Source organism: Geobacillus sp. TFV-3 (assembly GCF_009901865.1).
Taxonomy (GTDB): domain Bacteria; phylum Bacillota; class Bacilli; order Bacillales; family Anoxybacillaceae; genus Geobacillus; species Geobacillus thermoleovorans_A.
The window spans coordinates 2,531,583-2,548,563 of the sequence record NZ_MPSP01000001.1; the positions used below are offsets into that span (position 1 = coordinate 2,531,583).

11 protein-coding genes, 1 tRNA gene, 3 pseudogenes and 1 riboswitch are annotated in these 16,981 nt (G+C 46.1%); of the genes and pseudogenes, 6 read left to right on the forward strand and 9 right to left on the reverse strand.

Features of this window, described 5'->3' with window-relative positions:
* Nucleotides 1-296 precede the first annotated feature (296 nt).
* Both BJQ97_RS12730 and BJQ97_RS12735 read right to left on the reverse strand, forming a co-directional pair.
* Entirely contained in the window at nt 297-1,337 is a 1,041-nt protein-coding gene (locus BJQ97_RS12730) for a ribonucleotide-diphosphate reductase subunit beta (RefSeq protein WP_160156863.1), read from the reverse strand.
* A gap of 106 nt (nt 1,338-1,443) precedes the next feature.
* Nucleotides 1,444-3,726: a ribonucleoside-diphosphate reductase subunit alpha gene (locus BJQ97_RS12735; RefSeq protein WP_160156864.1), complete on the reverse strand. Its 2,283-nt coding sequence runs from the start codon at nt 3,724-3,726 to the stop codon at nt 1,444-1,446.
* A 128-nt stretch (nt 3,727-3,854) separates the two neighbouring features.
* A riboswitch (cobalamin riboswitch) is annotated at nt 3,855-4,050 on the reverse strand.
* Between the two features lie 185 nt (nt 4,051-4,235).
* On the opposite strand from BJQ97_RS12735, the pseudogene BJQ97_RS12740 reads away from it, so the two are divergent.
* Nucleotides 4,236-4,469, forward strand: a pseudogene (locus tag BJQ97_RS12740) (ATP-binding cassette domain-containing protein); the annotation flags it as partial.
* 112 nt (nt 4,470-4,581) lie between these two features.
* On the opposite strand, the gene asnB reads toward BJQ97_RS12740, so the two are convergent.
* A complete protein-coding gene (gene asnB / locus BJQ97_RS12745) occupies nt 4,582-6,489 on the reverse strand; it encodes an asparagine synthase (glutamine-hydrolyzing) (protein ID WP_160156865.1) in 1,908 nt (635 codons plus the stop codon).
* A 491-nt stretch (nt 6,490-6,980) separates the two neighbouring features.
* On the opposite strand from asnB, the gene BJQ97_RS12750 reads away from it, so the two are divergent.
* Complete coding sequence (locus BJQ97_RS12750) at nt 6,981-7,871, forward strand: C39 family peptidase (RefSeq protein ID WP_160156866.1); 891 nt, start codon at nt 6,981-6,983, stop codon at nt 7,869-7,871.
* Nucleotides 7,872-8,001: 130 nt separating this feature from the next.
* Nucleotides 8,002-9,588 (forward strand): multicopper oxidase family protein, encoded by a 1,587-nt coding sequence (locus tag BJQ97_RS12755; RefSeq protein ID WP_160156867.1) that lies wholly within the window; start codon nt 8,002-8,004, stop codon nt 9,586-9,588.
* A gap of 250 nt (nt 9,589-9,838) precedes the next feature.
* On the opposite strand, the gene copZ is transcribed toward BJQ97_RS12755, so the two are convergent.
* From copZ to BJQ97_RS18175, 4 genes are all read right to left on the reverse strand, one after another.
* Nucleotides 9,839-10,042 (reverse strand): copper chaperone CopZ, encoded by a 204-nt coding sequence (gene copZ, locus BJQ97_RS12760; protein WP_044731971.1) that lies wholly within the window; start codon nt 10,040-10,042, stop codon nt 9,839-9,841.
* A gap of 21 nt (nt 10,043-10,063) precedes the next feature.
* Entirely contained in the window at nt 10,064-12,460 is a 2,397-nt protein-coding gene (locus BJQ97_RS12765) for a heavy metal translocating P-type ATPase (protein ID WP_160156868.1), read from the reverse strand.
* A 15-nt stretch (nt 12,461-12,475) separates the two neighbouring features.
* Entirely contained in the window at nt 12,476-12,787 is a 312-nt protein-coding gene (locus tag BJQ97_RS12770) for a metal-sensing transcriptional repressor (RefSeq protein ID WP_160156869.1), read from the reverse strand.
* A 97-nt stretch (nt 12,788-12,884) separates the two neighbouring features.
* On the reverse strand, nt 12,885-13,067 hold the full coding sequence (locus BJQ97_RS18175; protein WP_201451696.1) for an SHOCT domain-containing protein: 183 nt from the start codon (nt 13,065-13,067) through the stop codon (nt 12,885-12,887).
* 65 nt (nt 13,068-13,132) lie between these two features.
* Between BJQ97_RS18175 and BJQ97_RS12780 the strand changes: the two are divergent.
* Nucleotides 13,133-13,776 (forward strand): annotated as a pseudogene (locus BJQ97_RS12780) (hypothetical protein).
* Nucleotides 13,777-13,832: 56 nt separating this feature from the next.
* Here BJQ97_RS12780 and BJQ97_RS12785 read toward each other — a convergent pair.
* Complete coding sequence (locus BJQ97_RS12785) at nt 13,833-15,071, reverse strand: CPBP family intramembrane glutamic endopeptidase (RefSeq protein WP_160156870.1); 1,239 nt, start codon at nt 15,069-15,071, stop codon at nt 13,833-13,835.
* 247 nt (nt 15,072-15,318) lie between these two features.
* On the opposite strand from BJQ97_RS12785, the pseudogene BJQ97_RS12790 reads away from it, so the two are divergent.
* Both BJQ97_RS12790 and BJQ97_RS12795 read left to right on the forward strand, forming a co-directional pair.
* A pseudogene (locus tag BJQ97_RS12790) lies at nt 15,319-16,198 on the forward strand (IS982 family transposase).
* 31 nt (nt 16,199-16,229) lie between these two features.
* Nucleotides 16,230-16,436, forward strand: coding sequence for a tyrosine-type recombinase/integrase (locus BJQ97_RS12795; RefSeq protein ID WP_160156871.1), 207 nt, complete (start codon nt 16,230-16,232; stop codon nt 16,434-16,436).
* 117 nt (nt 16,437-16,553) lie between these two features.
* On the opposite strand, the gene BJQ97_RS12800 is transcribed toward BJQ97_RS12795, so the two are convergent.
* A tRNA-Val gene (locus tag BJQ97_RS12800) sits at nt 16,554-16,626 on the reverse strand.
* Nucleotides 16,627-16,981: the final 355 nt, after the last annotated feature.

Consider the following 16,981-nt stretch of genomic DNA (forward strand, 5'->3'; position numbering starts at 1 on the left):
ATCCCAAAAAACGGAGGGGATGCCGATGAGATACATCACCTTAACCGACGTCTTTGCCCATCCGATTGCGCAAAAATATTTACTTTCATCAGGTAAGCTGCTCGCGCGCCAGCGGCACAGAACGATACACACCATCGAATGCCCTCTTATATTCTCATCATCCACTCACACTTTAAGACTGCTTGGCATCATCTGCCCCGCCAAAACGCCCGCTGTCGTTCTTCCAAAAAAGACGAACAAACGGCCTTATCCGGCAAAAAGCCACGCTGATCGTTGTCAAACGGAACTTCTCTCATTTATAACTCATCAAATCCGTTGTCCACTTGCACTTTTGTATATTGGCGCGGCTTCTGTTCAAAGAAGTCTGATTTGCCGAGGTCGACTTCTTCGTACGCTTTAATCCAGCGGAGCGGGTTCGTCCGATAGCCGTCAAACGGACGGTCAAATCCAAGCTGATGGGCGCGGACGTTGGCGTAAAACTTAATGTACGCTTCCAAATCAGCCAAATCGATGCCATCGATGTCATGCCCGATAATTTCCCGAGCCCATTCGATTTCCAGCTCAGCCGCTTTCATAAACGTTTCGCGGACAAAATCCGCCAGCTCCGGCGTCCGATATTCCGGGTATTCGTTCAACACTTCCTTGAAAATTTTCGCAAACAAGTCGACATGAATGTGCTCATCGCGGTTGATGTAATTGATCATCGTGCTCGTCGCCACCATTTTTTGCTGGCGCGCGAGGTTGTAGAAAAAGGCGAACCCCGAGTAGAAAAACAGCCCTTCTAAAATGACGTCAAAGACGATCGACCGCAGCAAGTTTTCCACGTTCGGCTCTTCCGCAAACGCCTTGTAGCCGTTCGTCACAAAATCGTTCCGCTTGCGCAGCGTCGGTTCGTTCCGCCAAAAGTCGAATACTTCATCTTGCTTCGCTTTCGGCACAAGGCTCGAGAGCACGTACGAATACGAATGGTTGTGAATGACTTCCTGCTGGGCGAGCATGATCATGAGCGCATTGATGCTCGGATCCGTAATGTAATCGGCGACGCGCCCAGCGTAGTCGGTTTGGATGCTGTCAAGCAGCGCCAACAGTCCGATGATTTTCAAAAACGCATCCTGCTCGCGGGCGGTCAGCTGCGGAAACTGCTTCACATCTTGCGACATATTGATTTCAAACGGCGTCCAAAAGTTGACGAGCATTCGCTTATATTTCGCATACGCCCATGGGTAGGCGATATCGTCCCAGTTCAACACATTCGAGCAGCGGCCATTGATGATGCCCGTCGAACGGTTCGGCGCCTCTGGATCCATAATCGGCCGTCTGACTAAGCTGATCGTCATTGTGTCGATTCCTTCCTTTCTCTTTCAAGTATCGTGATGCGCGACCAACCGCAGACGCCCCTCCCACACAAGGAAGGGAAAGCCTGACCAAAGGCGTTTCCCGTGGTCAGCTCGCGCAAGAATCGCACTCTTCGATCGTCCCGGATGTCGAACGCACGTAATACGTCGTTTTCAACCCCGACTTCCATGCCGTCAAATGCAAATCGAGCAACTCTTTTGCCTTAATCGTGTTCATGACGTAGAAGTTAAATGAGATGGCTTGGTCGACATGGCGCTGGCGGGCAGCGTTTTGCTTGATGCTCCAATGCTGGTCGATATGGTACGCCGATTTGTAATACCATGTCGTCTGTTCGTTTAAATCTGGCACCGTAACGGGAATCTTATAATCTTTCTTTTCCTCGGCGTATACTTTTAAGAAAATGGGATCAATGCTCGCCGTGCTGCCTGCGATGATCGACGTCGATGCGTTCGGGGCGATGGCCATGATATAGCCGTTCCGCATCCCGTAGCGGGCCACATCTTGCTTCAGCTGATCCCAATCAAGTTCGCCGTGGCTTTGGTAGCCGCGCCGTTCAAAATAAGCGCCCGTCTGCCAGTCCGACCCTGGAAACGCCGGGTAACTCCCTTTTTCTTTTGCGAGCTCCATGCTCGCCTGAATCGCCAAATAAGCGATCGTTTCATACAGCTCGTCGGCATAGCGGACCGCTTCGTCTGACTCCCAGCGAATGCCTTTTAACGCCAAAAGATGATGCCAGCCAAAGGTGCCAAGCCCGACAGCGCGATATTTTTGGTTCGTCAGGCCGGCTTGCAGAACTGGGATATTATTGAGATCAATGACATTATCAAGCATCCGCATTTGAATCGAGATGAGACGCGCCAAAACACCATCGGTCACCGCGCGCGCCAAATTGATCGACGATAAATTGCAGACGACAAAATCGCCTGGTATTTTTTCAATGATAATCGTCCCGTCTTTCACATATTGCCGTTTCATCACCGTTGGGCTTTGGTTTTGCGCGATCTCGGTGCAAAGATTGCTGCAGTAGATCATCCCGAGATGGCGGTTCGGGTTTTGCCGGTTCACTTCATCGCGGTAAAACATAAACGGCGTCCCCGACTCAAGCTGGCTGCGCATGATGCTTTTCATCACTTCAATCGCCGGCACTTTCTCTTTCGACAGGCTCGGTTCGTTGACACATTGCCAATATTTCTCGCGAAAACTCCCGCTCCCTTTTTCCTCATCATAAAAGTCTTCCAAGCTAAAGCCCATCACCTTCCGCACTTCATGCGGATCAAACAAATACCAGTCGCCTCGCTGTTCGACCTGCTCCATGAACAAGTCCGGAATGCACACGCCGGTGAACAAATCATGCGTCCGCAGCCGTTCATCGCCGTTGTTGAGCCGCGCGTCCAAAAACGCGAAAATGTCTTTATGCCATACATCCAAATAAACGGAAATGGCCCCTTTGCGCTGCCCTAACTGGTCAACGCTCACCGCTGTGTTGTTCAGCTGCTTCATCCACGGGATGACGCCGGAAGAGACCCCTTTAAACCCTTTGATGTCGCTGCCGCGCGAACGGATTTTGCCTAAATAGACGCCGATGCCGCCGCCTGATTTGGACAAATTGGCGATGTCGGTGTTGCTGTCATAAATTCCTTGCAAGCTGTCATCGACCGTATCGACAAAGCAGCTTGAGAGCTGGCCGTACGATTTCCCGGCGTTGGCGAGCGTCGGCGTCGCCACCGTCATGTATAAGTTGCTTAACGCCCAATACGCTTCCTTCACGAGCGCAAGCCGCCGTGTGGCCGGTTCATTCGCCATTAACGTCATGGCAATGACCAAAAACCGCTCCTGCGGCAGTTCATACAGCCGCCGCTCATAATCGCGCGCCAAATACCGGTCGGCGAGTGTGCGCAGCCCGATGTACGTAAACAGCTTGTCCTGATCGGGATCAAGAAACGCGCCGATGGCGTCGATTTCTTCTTTCGTATAACGTTCCAACAGAAGCGGACTGTACACCCCTTGTTCCGTCAGGGCGGCAAGCAGCGAATAGAAATCGCCGTACCGCTCGCGCTCGTCGTACCCGCGATGCCGCGCCGCTTCACGGTACAATTGCCGCAAATACAGCCGAGCGCACACAAACGTCCAGTCCGGCTCCTCTTCGCTTATATACGATAACCCCTCCAAGACAGCCGTCTGATACAACTGTTCAACCGTAACCGTTTCTTTTCGCGAGACGAGCTGCCAAACACGCTCGACATATTCATCAAGCGACAGGCGGCCGAATCCAGCCGCGGTCCGATGGATCAGCGATGCAAACTCTTCACGTGAAAAAGAAATCGGTTTCCCTTGGTCATCGATGATGATCATTTTCGTCAGCACGGTCATTTGCTTCCCCTCTCCTCCAATAAAAAATCCGCTCGGGCAAGCGAGCGGATGAAACGACAGACGGAAAAAGGCAGACGAACTCCTTTTCTTTTTCCCTATCGTTTCATCTTCTCACACCCCGAAGAACATGAAACGTTCCAAGCAAGGCAGGTCTCCTGACTCGTGCATCGTCCTACTTTGGGGCCTTCCCAGCGGCGCGCCGAATGGCTTTTGCCGCCAGTGGCCATCCCATTTCGTCCGCACATACAGTTGCGGGGGCAGTTCCGGATTCGCACCGGATTCCCTATTAAGTCCAAATGGACACCGTTGCTTGGTCAAACCATATGTAGTTGTATAAAAAGGACCACAAACCAATATATAGTATTTAGCATCCTGATGGAACAAGCATATACCAAAACCGGGAAAATTGCAAGAGCGGGGAAAGTAAATTTTTCTTTTCCGCCCAAAGTCCGTTCATAAAAGCGTGCTACGATTCACATGTACGAATCATCACAAGGAGGGAGCACAAAATGGGAGCAAAACATCAAATCGCACCCGACCATCAAGAGTGGGCGGTGGAAGCGCACGGATTGGTGAAAACATTTGGCGGCCATCGGGCCGTCGACGGTCTCAACTTACGCGTGCGCGCGGGCACGATTTACGGGGTGCTTGGCCCTAACGGAGCTGGCAAGACCACAACGATCCGAATGTTGGCAACGTTACTGCGCCCGGACGCCGGTTCGGCCAAAATCTTTGGCTACGACAATCCAATAAGAACGGATCCGCCCTTTTTACTCCACCGTCGAACCACTTTCTCTTCACGGTGATCAAAAAAGACATCCCGGCCGAACCCCGGGATGCCCTCTCGTTTCCTTGTTACGCCTCCAAAACGGACGCTGGACGCTTTTCGTTTTGTACGGATTGAGCAAAATCGTATTTCTTTTCTACATACACTTGATGCCAAACCATAAACGCCAACACCGTCCACAGCTTGCGGCTATGGTCCGCCTTGTGGCGGGCATGTTCATCCAGCAACCGATAGAGCACGTCCTTATGGAACAGATGATCCGTCTCGCTTTCGTTGATGAGCTGTCTCGCCCAGTCATACATTTCGTTTTTCAGCCAGTGGCGAATCGGCACCGGGAACCCTAATTTTTTTCGGTTTAACACATGATCCGGCACAATGCCCTCGGCCGCTTTACGCAAAATATATTTCGTCGTGCCGTTGGCTGTTTTCATGTCAGGGGCGATTTTGGCCGCGACGTCAAACACCTTTTTGTCTAAAAAGGGAACGCGCAGCTCAAGCGAATGGGCCATCGTCATTTTATCCGCTTTGACTAAAATATCACCCCTTAGCCATGTATGAAGGTCAATATACTGCATCCGGTTGACGGGCGGGTAATGAAGCGTTTCGCGGTAAAAAGGAGCCGTCACCTCCGTATATTCGCGCCCCTCTTGGTACGTTTTGAGCAACGCAGCTTTTTCCTTTTCGCTATAGATTTTGGCATTGCCGACATACCGTTCTTCGAGCGGTGTGGTGCCGCGCTCCAAAAAGCTTTTTCCTTTCATCCCGTCCGGAAGCAGCTTCGCGATCATCCGCAACACGGCTTTTACGATGCTGGGCATTCGCGCAAACAGCCGCAACGACTCTGGTTCGCGGTAGATGTTGTAGCCGCCGAACAGCTCGTCCGCCCCCTCGCCGGAAAGCACAACTGTGACATGCTTTCTCGCCTCACGGGCGACAAAATACAACGGCACAGCCGCAGGATCAGCCAGCGGATCATCCATATACCACATGATTTTCGGCAATTCATCGATATACTCCTGCGGCGAAATGACATAGCTAATATTGTCCACCCCAAGCTTCTCCGCCGTTTCTTGGGCTACATCAATTTCGCTGAACCCTTCCCGCTCAAACCCGACAGAAAACGTCTTTAGGTCCGGATGGAATTGTTTCGCGATGGCGACGATGAACGATGAATCAATGCCTCCCGACAAAAACGCACCAACCGGCACATCGCTGCGCATATGGACGCTGACCGAATCAAACAGCGCATCGCGGATTTGCTTGACAAGCTCCTCTTCCGATTGACGAATGGGCTCGAAGGATGCCTTCCAATAACGATGAATCGTGAGCGGTTTTCCGACTTTTTTCTTGAGATAATGCCCCGGCTCTAACTTGTAAATGCCATCTGACATCGTCATCGGCTCAGGAACATATTGGAACGTTAAATAATGCTGCAGGGAATCGCAGTCCAACGCTTCCTGTCCCAGAGCCAGCAAGATGCTTTTCTTTTCCGAAGCGAAAAATGTGCGCCCTCCTTGCTCCGCATAAAAAAACGGCTTAATGCCGAACGGATCCCGCGCCGCAAACACCGTTTTCTCCTGCTTGTCCCAAATGACAAACGCAAACATCCCGCGCAGTTTTTCGACCGCTTTTTCTTTTTCCGCGCTGTAAAGGGCAACAATCGCCTCGGTATCCGAATGCGTCGCAAACGAATATCCTTTCGCCGCCAGCTCTTCCCGCAATTCAATATAGTTGTAAATTTCCCCGTTAAAAATGATCCAATATCGATCGTTTTCATAAGACAGCGGCTGATGCCCCGCCTCCAGATCGATGATGCTCAGCCGCCGAAAGCCAAAACTCACGTATTCATCAAAAAAATACCCCTCATCGTCGGGGCCGCGATGGGTAATCAGGCGGTTCATCTCCATCAACATTGTTTTCCATGTTTGCTCAATCGCTCTCGGGCGATCATGAATACAACCAATAAAACCGCACATAGTAATGATTGCCCCCCCACTTTGCTAAGAAGAATCGATGTATATACAGAACAAAAACAACACCAAAAGCTATTTTGTTCAATTTTAAGAAAATGACATTTTTTCTTTAACAGGATCTTCACCACACAGTGTACTTGACAAAGAAAGACGATCATGATAAAGAAAACCAAAACAGCATTTTTTATACCACACATCTCTTTGAGCAACATTGCTATCATGTTTGTCTTTAAAAGTCAAGTACATCTTTTGGTGATGAACCCTTTAACATAAGAAAGAGAAAGATTGATACAAAGACACTTTCATTCTAACGTACACAAAATCAAGTTTCAAAAACAATCTGTTTCCATTTTTTCAGGAAAACTGCTTTCAAGATTTTCAGTTTCCCCATATATTAACGATAAAATATGGAGAAAGTATGAATTTCATAGTTTCTGCATACTTACTTGATTAATATAAAAACAGCCACTTTTCACAAAGGGGTTGAGAACGGCTTGTTCGCGTTTATCCTTTTTTTGACTTTTCTCATCGTTTCCCTTTGTTTTGTTCTCTTGAGAAGACCTCTAAACGGGAGGATGGATCAACTGTCGCTCGGATTGTATATTTCCTGTTTCTTTCTATTGGCCGCCTCATTATCCTATTATGCAAGCTCGGCCCAGACAGGCGATGCCATCAAAGCCTTCGTACAGAAAAGAAACAGCAGAGAAACCGATCCGCCCCCCAACAATCAAGCGAAGGAGGCGAATCGATCAGCTGCTCCTTCAAAGAAACAAACGCCAAGGACATCCGTCCTTATTGACGCTCCCCTTTTGTCTCAGCTTCCGGAACTGCCAAGAGGATGCGAGGTGACCAGCTTGGCCATGCTCTTGAATCATGCGGGCATTCGCGTCGATAAGATGACGTTGGCGAAACAAATCAAGAAAAACCCTACTCCATATCAAGTGCGGAATGGTCAAGTGTTTTACGGACACCCAAATGAAGGGTTTGTCGGCGATATGTATACGTTATCGAAGCCTGGATACGGCGTGTACCATAAGCCGATCAAGCAGTTGGCTGAATGGTACTTGCCAAACCAAATCGTCGACTTAACAGGGCAATCGTTTGAGATCATCTATACATACTTGGCCAAAGGCACACCGGTTTGGGTGATTACGAACACCACCTTTCGTCCTCTTCCTCCCTCTGCCTTTCGGGAATGGCAAACCCCGCAAGGCCCGATCAAAATCACGTACCGGGAACATGCGGTGCTCATTACGGGATATGATGAGCAGTACATTTATTTCAATGATCCATTGACCGCTGTCAAAAACCAAAAAGCGCCGAAGCAAGACTTTATCGACGCTTGGGTTCAAATGGGACGGCAAGCGATTACCTACCACCGTTAGACATCGGTGAATCCGAATCGCTTGCTTTTTTTTTACATTTTAGTTGAACGATTTTCTCCATACATTTTGCACATCTATTTTCTATCATATAATTGCATCTCCCACTACAAGCTTAAGGAGGGAAAACGACATGAAGAAATGGCTGCTTGGCGCCATTTTCGCAGGAGTAGCAGCGATTGGCGCAGCTTGCTCAAATCCATCTTCCATGCAGGGACATGACATGTCCAACATGAATATGAAAAAAGAAAATACTTCCGCAGAAACGAGCAAGCAGCAATTGCCTTTAGCAACCCATACAGAAGTATTATCTGGGAAAGAAATTCACCTTACTGCGAAGGAAGCGTTATTGCCCATCAATGATCAAGTCAAGCTCCCGGTATACACGTATAATGGATCCGTGCCTGGTGCACAAATCCGCGTGAAGCAAGGGGAAAAAGTGAAAGTTGTGTTAAAAAATGAATTGCCAGAACCGGTTACCATTCACTGGCACGGCTATCCTGTTCCAAATAATCAAGATGGAGTACCGGGTGTCACAATGGACGCCATTCAACCGGGTGAAACGTTTACGTATGAATTTACCGCAACCGTGCCGGGGACGTATTGGTATCATTCCCATCAAAAAAGCGCCGAGCAAGTGGACAAAGGATTGTACGGCACGTTGATCGTCGAACCAAAAAATGAGGAAAAAGTGGATCGGGACTATACTCTTGTGTTAGACGAATGGATGAGCGACCCGAACGAAGAAAGCCATATGGACATGAATATGAGCGGCATGAACCATAGCGATATGGGACATGGAAATCGTTCCGATGGCCAACAAATGGATATGAGCAACATGGGACATAACATGAATATGTACGATCTTTTCACGATTAACGGAAAAAGCGGAGCGGCGATTGAACCGTTAAAAGTGAAAAAAGGCGAAAAAGTGCGACTTCGTCTTGTCAATGCAGGGTACATGTCCCACAAGCTTCATTTGCATGGACATGAGTTTAAAATTGTCGCAACGGACGGCCAACCGTTAAAGAACCCGCAACCAATCAAAGATGAACTGTTGAATATCGCTCCGGGTGAGCGCTACGACATTGAGTTTATCGCCAATAACCCGGGTGAATGGTTACTAGAATGTCACGGCAATATGAAAGGGACCGATGGCATGAAAGTGAAAATTGAATACGAAGGACAAGCAAACAATACGGACAAAGCAAATGCAAAAGAAAACCTCCCTGTCGTGGATATGACCACATATGGAAAATATGAAAAAGGTCCATTTACGTTAGACCAAAAATATGATGTAGAGTACACAATGGATTTAGGAACGGCCATGGGCAAAAATGGCATGATTTTCACGATTAATGGGAAAACGTATCCTGACACAGCGCCGATCAATGTGAAGACAGGAGATTTAGTAAAAGTAAAAATAGTGAACAATTCACCGATGGATGTCCATCCGATGCATTTACACGGACATTTCTTCCAAGTATTAAGCAAAAACGGCAAGTCAGTCACAGGCTCTCCATTGATGAAGGATTCCTTAAATGTAAACCCTGGTGAAGAATATGTCGTCGCATTTAAAGCGGATAATCCGGGAAATTGGATGTTCCATTGCCATGACTTGCACCATGCCTCAGCGGGAATGGTAACAGAAGTCAAATATGCCGATTACAAATCGGACTATACTCCAGATCCGAATAACACAACGAATAAAGGGGAATAAGAAAGCTGAGGGGGCTGACCCAAAACACAAATGCGTTTTGGGGTCAGCCCCTCTTTTTTATTACCATATCTAGGTATAAAACAATCACCAAAAAAACAATATGTTGTATTTTGTTTAAGAAAATTTCTCGTTATTCTTCATGAAGAGAAAAAACTTGCTCCAGCCGAGAACCCGTTTAGGCGATGACCATGTCCCGCTGCGTTCTGGATAAAAAAGTGCCCCGTTATCATTTCGGGACACCTTCCGTCTGTTACTTCACATCATACCCTTGCTCTTCAATCGCTTCTTTCAGTTTTTCTACGCTGACCTTTGTTTCATCATAATCCACATCAACCGTACCTTCTTGCAAATGCACCTCTACACGGTTGACGCCATCCAACGCTTGAAGTGCATTCGTCACCGCCGCTTTGCAATGTCCGCATGTCATGCCTTGTACTTGCAACGTAATCGTCATCATCCATTCCTCCTTAAATGTTCATATTTTCACGCGTTTCAAACGAAGCGCGTTTGTCACAACCGATACAGAGCTAAATGCCATCGCTGCCCCAGCGATCCATGGTTCCAATAACCCGAGAGCGGCTACAGGAATGCCAACTGTATTATAGAACAAAGCCCAGAACAGATTTTGCCGAATGTTTTTCATCGTTTGGCGGCTCAACTCAATGGCTTTCGGGATATGGCGCAAATCGCCGCCGACCAAGGTAACATCGGCCGTTTCGATCGCGACATCTGCTCCTGTGCCAATCGCCATCCCAATATCCGCTTTTGCCAAAGCCGGCGCATCGTTAATCCCATCGCCGACCATCGCCACTCGTTTCCCTTGTTTTTGCAATTCCTCGACGATGTTCGCTTTGTCTTCCGGGAGCACCTCGGCGTACACATGCTCAATGCCTACTTCATTGGCGATCGCTTCCGCCGTCCGCTGATTGTCCCCTGTTGCCATATATACATCGATGCCCATTTGTTTTAATGTTTGAATCGCTTCTTTAGAGCTTTCTTTCACCGTATCCGCGACCGCAATGATGCCGGCAAGCTCTCCATCGATGGCCACAAGCATAGCAGTTTTTCCTTGTTTTTCAAGTTCTACCATTTTGTCTTCATGCATGGAAATCTCTACAGAACGTTCCTTCATCAGTTTTCGCGTTCCAACAAGGACGGTTTTTCCGTCAATAACAGCTTCAATTCCGTGGCCGGTAATGGCGGAAAAGCGTTCCAACGTTTTGGGCGAAATCGACTGTTTCTTCCCGTATTCAACAATCGCATGAGCCAACGGATGCTCCGAAGCGCTCTCGGCGGAAACCGCATAATCGAGCATGTCCTCTCGGAAGGCCAGCACATCGGTGACTTCCGGTTTTCCTTTTGTCACCGTTCCTGTTTTATCGAGTAAGACCGCGTTGATTTTATGGGTTCCTTCTAAGTACTCACCTCCTTTAAAAAGAATACCATGTTCTGCTCCTTTTCCTGTTCCGACCATGATCGACGTTGGGGTGGCCAAACCGAGCGCACACGGACACGCAATGACAAGAACGGCGATGGCCACCTCAAGCGCTTTTGGTAAGTCGCCTGGCGCAACAAAGAAGTACCAGATCATAAATGCAACAACCGCAATTCCTACAACAATCGGTACGAAAATACCCGCCAGGACATCCGCCATCCGCTGAATCGGGGCTTTCGAACCTTGCGCCTCTTCGACGATTTTAATGATATTGGCAAGTGCTGTATCTTTTCCTACTTTTTCTGCGCGAATGGTGAGCACCCCATTTGTATTCATGGTTGCCCCGATCACATAGTCGCCTTCCTTCTTATCAACTGGAATTGATTCACCGGTAATCATCGATTCGTCTACAGAAGATGCTCCGGCAATGACCGTACCGTCCACCGGGATTTTTTCACCTGGCTTGACAAGGATCGTATCGCCGATCACCACTTCCTCGAGCGGAACTTTCATTTCTTCCCCATTCCGAATGACGGTCGCTTCCTTCGCCTGCAGGCTGACTAGCTTCGAGATCGCTTCGGTTGTTCGCCCTTTTGCAAGAGCTTCAAAGTATTTTCCGACAAGCACAAGCGTAATCAAGACGGCGCTTGTTTCAAAATATAATCTTGGCATATATTCAGGATTCCCAAGCGTTCGAAAAGCTTCATACAAGCTGTAAACGTACGCGGCTGATGTTCCAAGCGCCACGAGGACGTCCATGTTGGCGCTCTTGTTTCGCAACGCCCGGTACGCCCCTACATAGAAAGGACCGCCGATGTAGAACTGAACGGGTGTAGCTAAAAGAAGCTGAAACCATGGATTCATCAACAGATGCGGCATCGGCAAGCCGATATCAAACGGCATATGGGCAAGCATCGTATAAAGCAGCGGCAACGATAAGATGATAGAAATAGCGAGTTGCCGTTGTTTTTGTTTAAGCCGCTCTTCTTTCCGGCCAGCATCGTCTTGTTCCTCGTTTCGAATTTGCCCTTTGTACCCAAGCTTTTTGATTTTCTCTAAAATGTCTTCGACAGATGCAACGCCCTCCTTGTATTCGACCACCGCGCTGTTTGTCGCCAAGTTTACTGTAGCGCTTGTCACACCTTCCATCCGATTCAACCCTTTTTCAATCCGCGTCGCACAGGCCGCACATGTCATGCCTTCAATATCAAGCGTCACCTTTTCTGTCGCAACGCCATACCCCAAATTCTCAATTTTCGCTTCGATATCGGCGACCGTGTGCTTCGATGGATCATATTGAATCGTTGCTTTTTCCATTGCCAAATTGACATTGGCTTCTACTCCATCCATCTTATTTAATACTTTCTCAATCCGATTGGCGCACGCGGCGCATGTCATGCCGGTCACCTTCATTGTCACAGTTCTTTGTTCACTCATCCATCTTTCCCTCCCTTACTTTGAGAATTGCTTAATGACATCCATTAATTCGCGAATCGATTCGTCCCCGCTCCCTTCGCGGATCGCTTTCGACACACAATGGCTGACATGACGTTCTAACAAGTTCAATCCTACTTTATTTAACGCTGCCGTGATCGCTGAAATTTGCACTAAAATATCAATACAATAACGATTGTCCTCCACCATTTTTTGCACGCCGCGCACTTGTCCTTCAATGCGTTTTAAGCGATTCACAATTTTTTCAATTTCTTCTTCCGTGCGCGGAATCATTTTTTTATCCATATGTTGATCTTCACAATGGTTCATCAAGTATCACCTCTTCAATTACATTATACCGGTAATGGGTATATAAAGCAATGAAAGAGATGGTTGACGCCATCATGATCAACCATTTTTTCATCATTTATTCACATTTTTTCAATAGTTGTTCAAACTCTTCCAAAGAAATCTCTCCTTTGGCTAATCGTACTTTCAATATTTCCAGCGGAGAGAGTTCTTCTTTCCGATCATGGATAAAACGATATAAGAGACTGTAGATGAGTAAATTCGCTAACATAAATTTACATCCAAACAAAAAAAGAGACATGAACCCGATTCCTTGGTTAGAATAGATGTGTCACCAAACCATTCACACAAGGAGGTTCATGTCTCATGAATAGATTAGCACATCATCAAGGAATCCACAAGTTTTTCATAACATTGGGATTAGCACTTTACTTCTCGAAACCGGTCTTGAAGCATCTCGTTCATATCGTCGATGTCTTGACGACCAAAGGATTTTCAGGAACGCTGACCGATCTCCATCATGGGAGCTTTCATCCGAACCATCGCACGACACTCAGCCATTTTTTCACGAAAAGCCCTTGGGATGAAGAGACGTTGCTTCGTAAACTCCAGCAGTGGATTCTTCGTCGTGTCGAACGCAGCTCGAAACGAGAGAATTCCCCTCTTTTTGTTTCGATCGATGATACGATTTGCCAAAAAACGAAGCCTTCGTCACGGGCTATGCACGCCATTCAAGGGTGTGATGGGCATTATTCTCACACAGAGAAAAAATCAAAGACCAGCTGAAGCCAGGTGGATACCGCGTTCGCCACGTTCGGGCGGTCAAACGGTATTGGATCACCGTGTTGTTGGCTTGCGTGTACAGCATCGCCGAATCTCAACAAGACCTCTCCGCCGGACTGGAGCTTCTTCGATCGCGGAAAGGACACAGCCTAGTCGAGTTCATTTACAACGCAGCGAAGCAAGATATTCCCATTAATGTGATCAAAAAACAGCTCCATGTCGCCTAAGGGGTACCCTGTTTGTCTCTTTATACATGGAAATTATTGTAATAAAAAATGCTCATCTACAGTTCCTTATTATTTTGGGAATCATTTTTTGTAATCCACGGCCAAAATATTAATGCTATTAAAGCATAAAATTGCACCAGATAAGATATATCTTCAGTATATGGAATTATTTCTTTTGGATAAAAGAGTGGATCATTATAATCAATTAAACCATGAATAAAAATAGACACATATAGGTTACTCGTTCTAAGATAAGCAAGTACAAAAAATATACCAAGTACGAAGGTTTGAATCAAATAATCCCATGCCATTCCTAACTCTAATAATTTAGGTAAGTGACTCATACTAAAATAAGCCTGTGATATCATTAAAGAAATGAAAATGCTCCACTCTTTGTTTAATGAAAATTTACTTAAAAAAAGCGAATAAAGTTGAATAAACATAAACCCCCGCATGAAAAACTCCTCGGGTAATCCCACACCAAAAATATACGCGAAATAATTGCCAAGCCATTCTGCCGGCATGATGTGATCATAGCTAAATACCCAAACAACTTTATTCGCCAAAAAATAAACAACTACAAATTGTGTGAGCTGAACCAAAATCCAAATAAAAAAAAATATTGCGATACCGTTTATCAAGCTCAATGCATGGAATAGCTCTAACCTTCTAATATTTAACTTGCCAAACAACTTTATGCTTATTAAAAGCAGAATAAAGCTAACAGCACCAATCACCAGAACTGGTTGAATAAAATGAAACGTTTTGTTTTTGAGATATTGGGTTATGTAAAAAATTTCTTTTCTACAAATTACGATTGTTATTGTGATAAAGAATTCAACTATAGCGATAACAAGTAATCCGATAAAAGAAGAGGTCTCTGACGGTTTACTGATCGGAAGCTTCTTAATAGCTAATACCATTAAAATTATCTGTAATAACAATAAAACATTAATGATCGTGTCCATATTGTATAAAGGAATAAATTTAAAAATATAGGGGCCAATAAAGAAAAAAATGCAACAAACGCCTACTAAACTATAAAAAATTAGCTTCTTTTGGAGTTGGAAAGGTTTCTTTTTTTCCATTACCAAAATAATATTTAATATTACTAGTAAAACCACAAATATAAATTCATCTTTGAGTACGAGTGTTTTCCGATTCTCTATGAACAATTCTACTAAGCTATATGCAATACGTGTAAAGAAAAAAGAACATATTAAGATTATGAATAAAAAACTAATGAAAAAAATAGTGAAGTTTTTTATATTTATTTTTCTTTGCAGGTGAGTCACTATTCATCACTTCCTCTATTGTATAAAAATTCCACAATTGAGGTTCTATTACTTTCTGTTCATTTCTTTAGGAGCAATATCGACTAAATGTGCCAATGTTATTTATAATAGAGGACGAATCACTGAGTAACATTATATAGAATAAACCCGTGGTGCTAGATAAAATCGAGTAAGCAAAAAAATAGCTCTTGCCTGCGGATCTCCCGTAGAATGAAAGTGCGACCAAACATTCGAAAGAAAAGTCCCCATGCAGGAGCACTTTCATTTTACTACAGATCAAGCGAAGATTCCAAAACAATATGCAGCCATTTTCTTTTTTGTTTCTGCCCAACTTCCATCCATTCAAATGTATTTGCAACGCCGAAATGTTCATTTAGTGAAGCAAGAAGATGCGGTCATCATTGCCGTTCATCTGTTAGGAAAACGGTTGGGTTTCTTCTTCGGAACGCGCATGGCATCGTTTTGTCACTGGCGACTTGTTCGCTGATCAATCGTTTCTCGAACGTTCTCGATACAATCGCCGTTGTCGAGCGCTACGCTTTGCGATCAAATGGATTCGCCATGAGCTTGCCAAACGTGGACAACATCATGCCTATGCGGTCGTAGACAGTATACCGATGGAGTTGTGTCACCACGCAAGAATACATCGCGTTCAACGATTCCAAGGCATAGCTGACATCGGGCATTGTGTGTCGAAAAAGCAGTGGTACTATGGATTCAAGTTGCATCTTCAAGTGACCGATCAAGGACTGCCGATGGGATACGTGGTAACCGAAGCATCCTGTCATGATCGAAACGCTGCTGAAACTGTGATGACGCAAATTCCTCACCCCTACCATTTAGGTGACAAGGGATTTATTAGCAATGATTTACAAAGAAAGCTATATGAGGAATATCAAATCGCCCTCTGGACTCCATCTCGCAAAAATCAGAAGCATCGCCCATCTGCATCATGGGAGAGGTGGCTCACGAAAAAACGAAAAGTGATTGAGACGGTGTTTTCCGTCCTTGTCGACCAGTATCGGATCACAGATATTCGTGCCAACTCTATTTCAGGGTTTGAGGCTGCACTCGATGGAATCTTGTTGGTCTATTCACTTGTCACACTCAGGCTAGTTGAGCGTTAGGGTTCAACTAGCACCACGAGTTTATAAAAAGATGAAATTAGAAAAGGATATTACATTGCACTCATTAAGGCATACACATGCAACTTTGCTGTTACAACAAAATGTTCATATGAAGGTCGTTTCGGAACGGTTAGGACATGCGAGTATCAAAATGACAATGGATACTTACTCTCATTTGCTTCCAAGCATACAAGAAACAGCAGCCGAAAAATTCGAGCAATTGTTTGAGGAGGAATAAAGTTTTAAATCAATCACTCCAAAAATCACACCAAATCACCAAAAACACCAAAAATAACGAATGACAACAGAAATAAAAAATCCCTTGAAGCCTTGTGGCTCAAGGGATTTCACTTGATGATTCCGACTGGGCTCGAACCAGCGACCTCCACCCTGTCAAGGTGGCGCTCTCCCAGCTGAGCTACGGAATCATATGTTGTTGTTCGCTGTTGAACACATTTTTAATTATATAAACGGAAATACAGGTTGTCAACTATTTTTTAAAAAATAAGTGTTCACTGTGAAAAAAGGGAAGCTCGTGCCGTCCTCGATCAGAACAACCCGTGATCGAACGGCTCGAGCAAAAGCGGGGTATACCGGCGGCGGGCGGATTCGTACTGTGTGATGATGCGGCGGCGCTGCTGTTCGGGCGAGAGTCACAGTTTCAACCAGCTCAGTGGCAAACTGCGGACTGACGGTCGAGCCGACGCCGCGTTCAAGGATGAGTGAGGCGGCGAAGTGGAATATTATTGACACACAGACGGACAAATAACCAACACGGAGGGA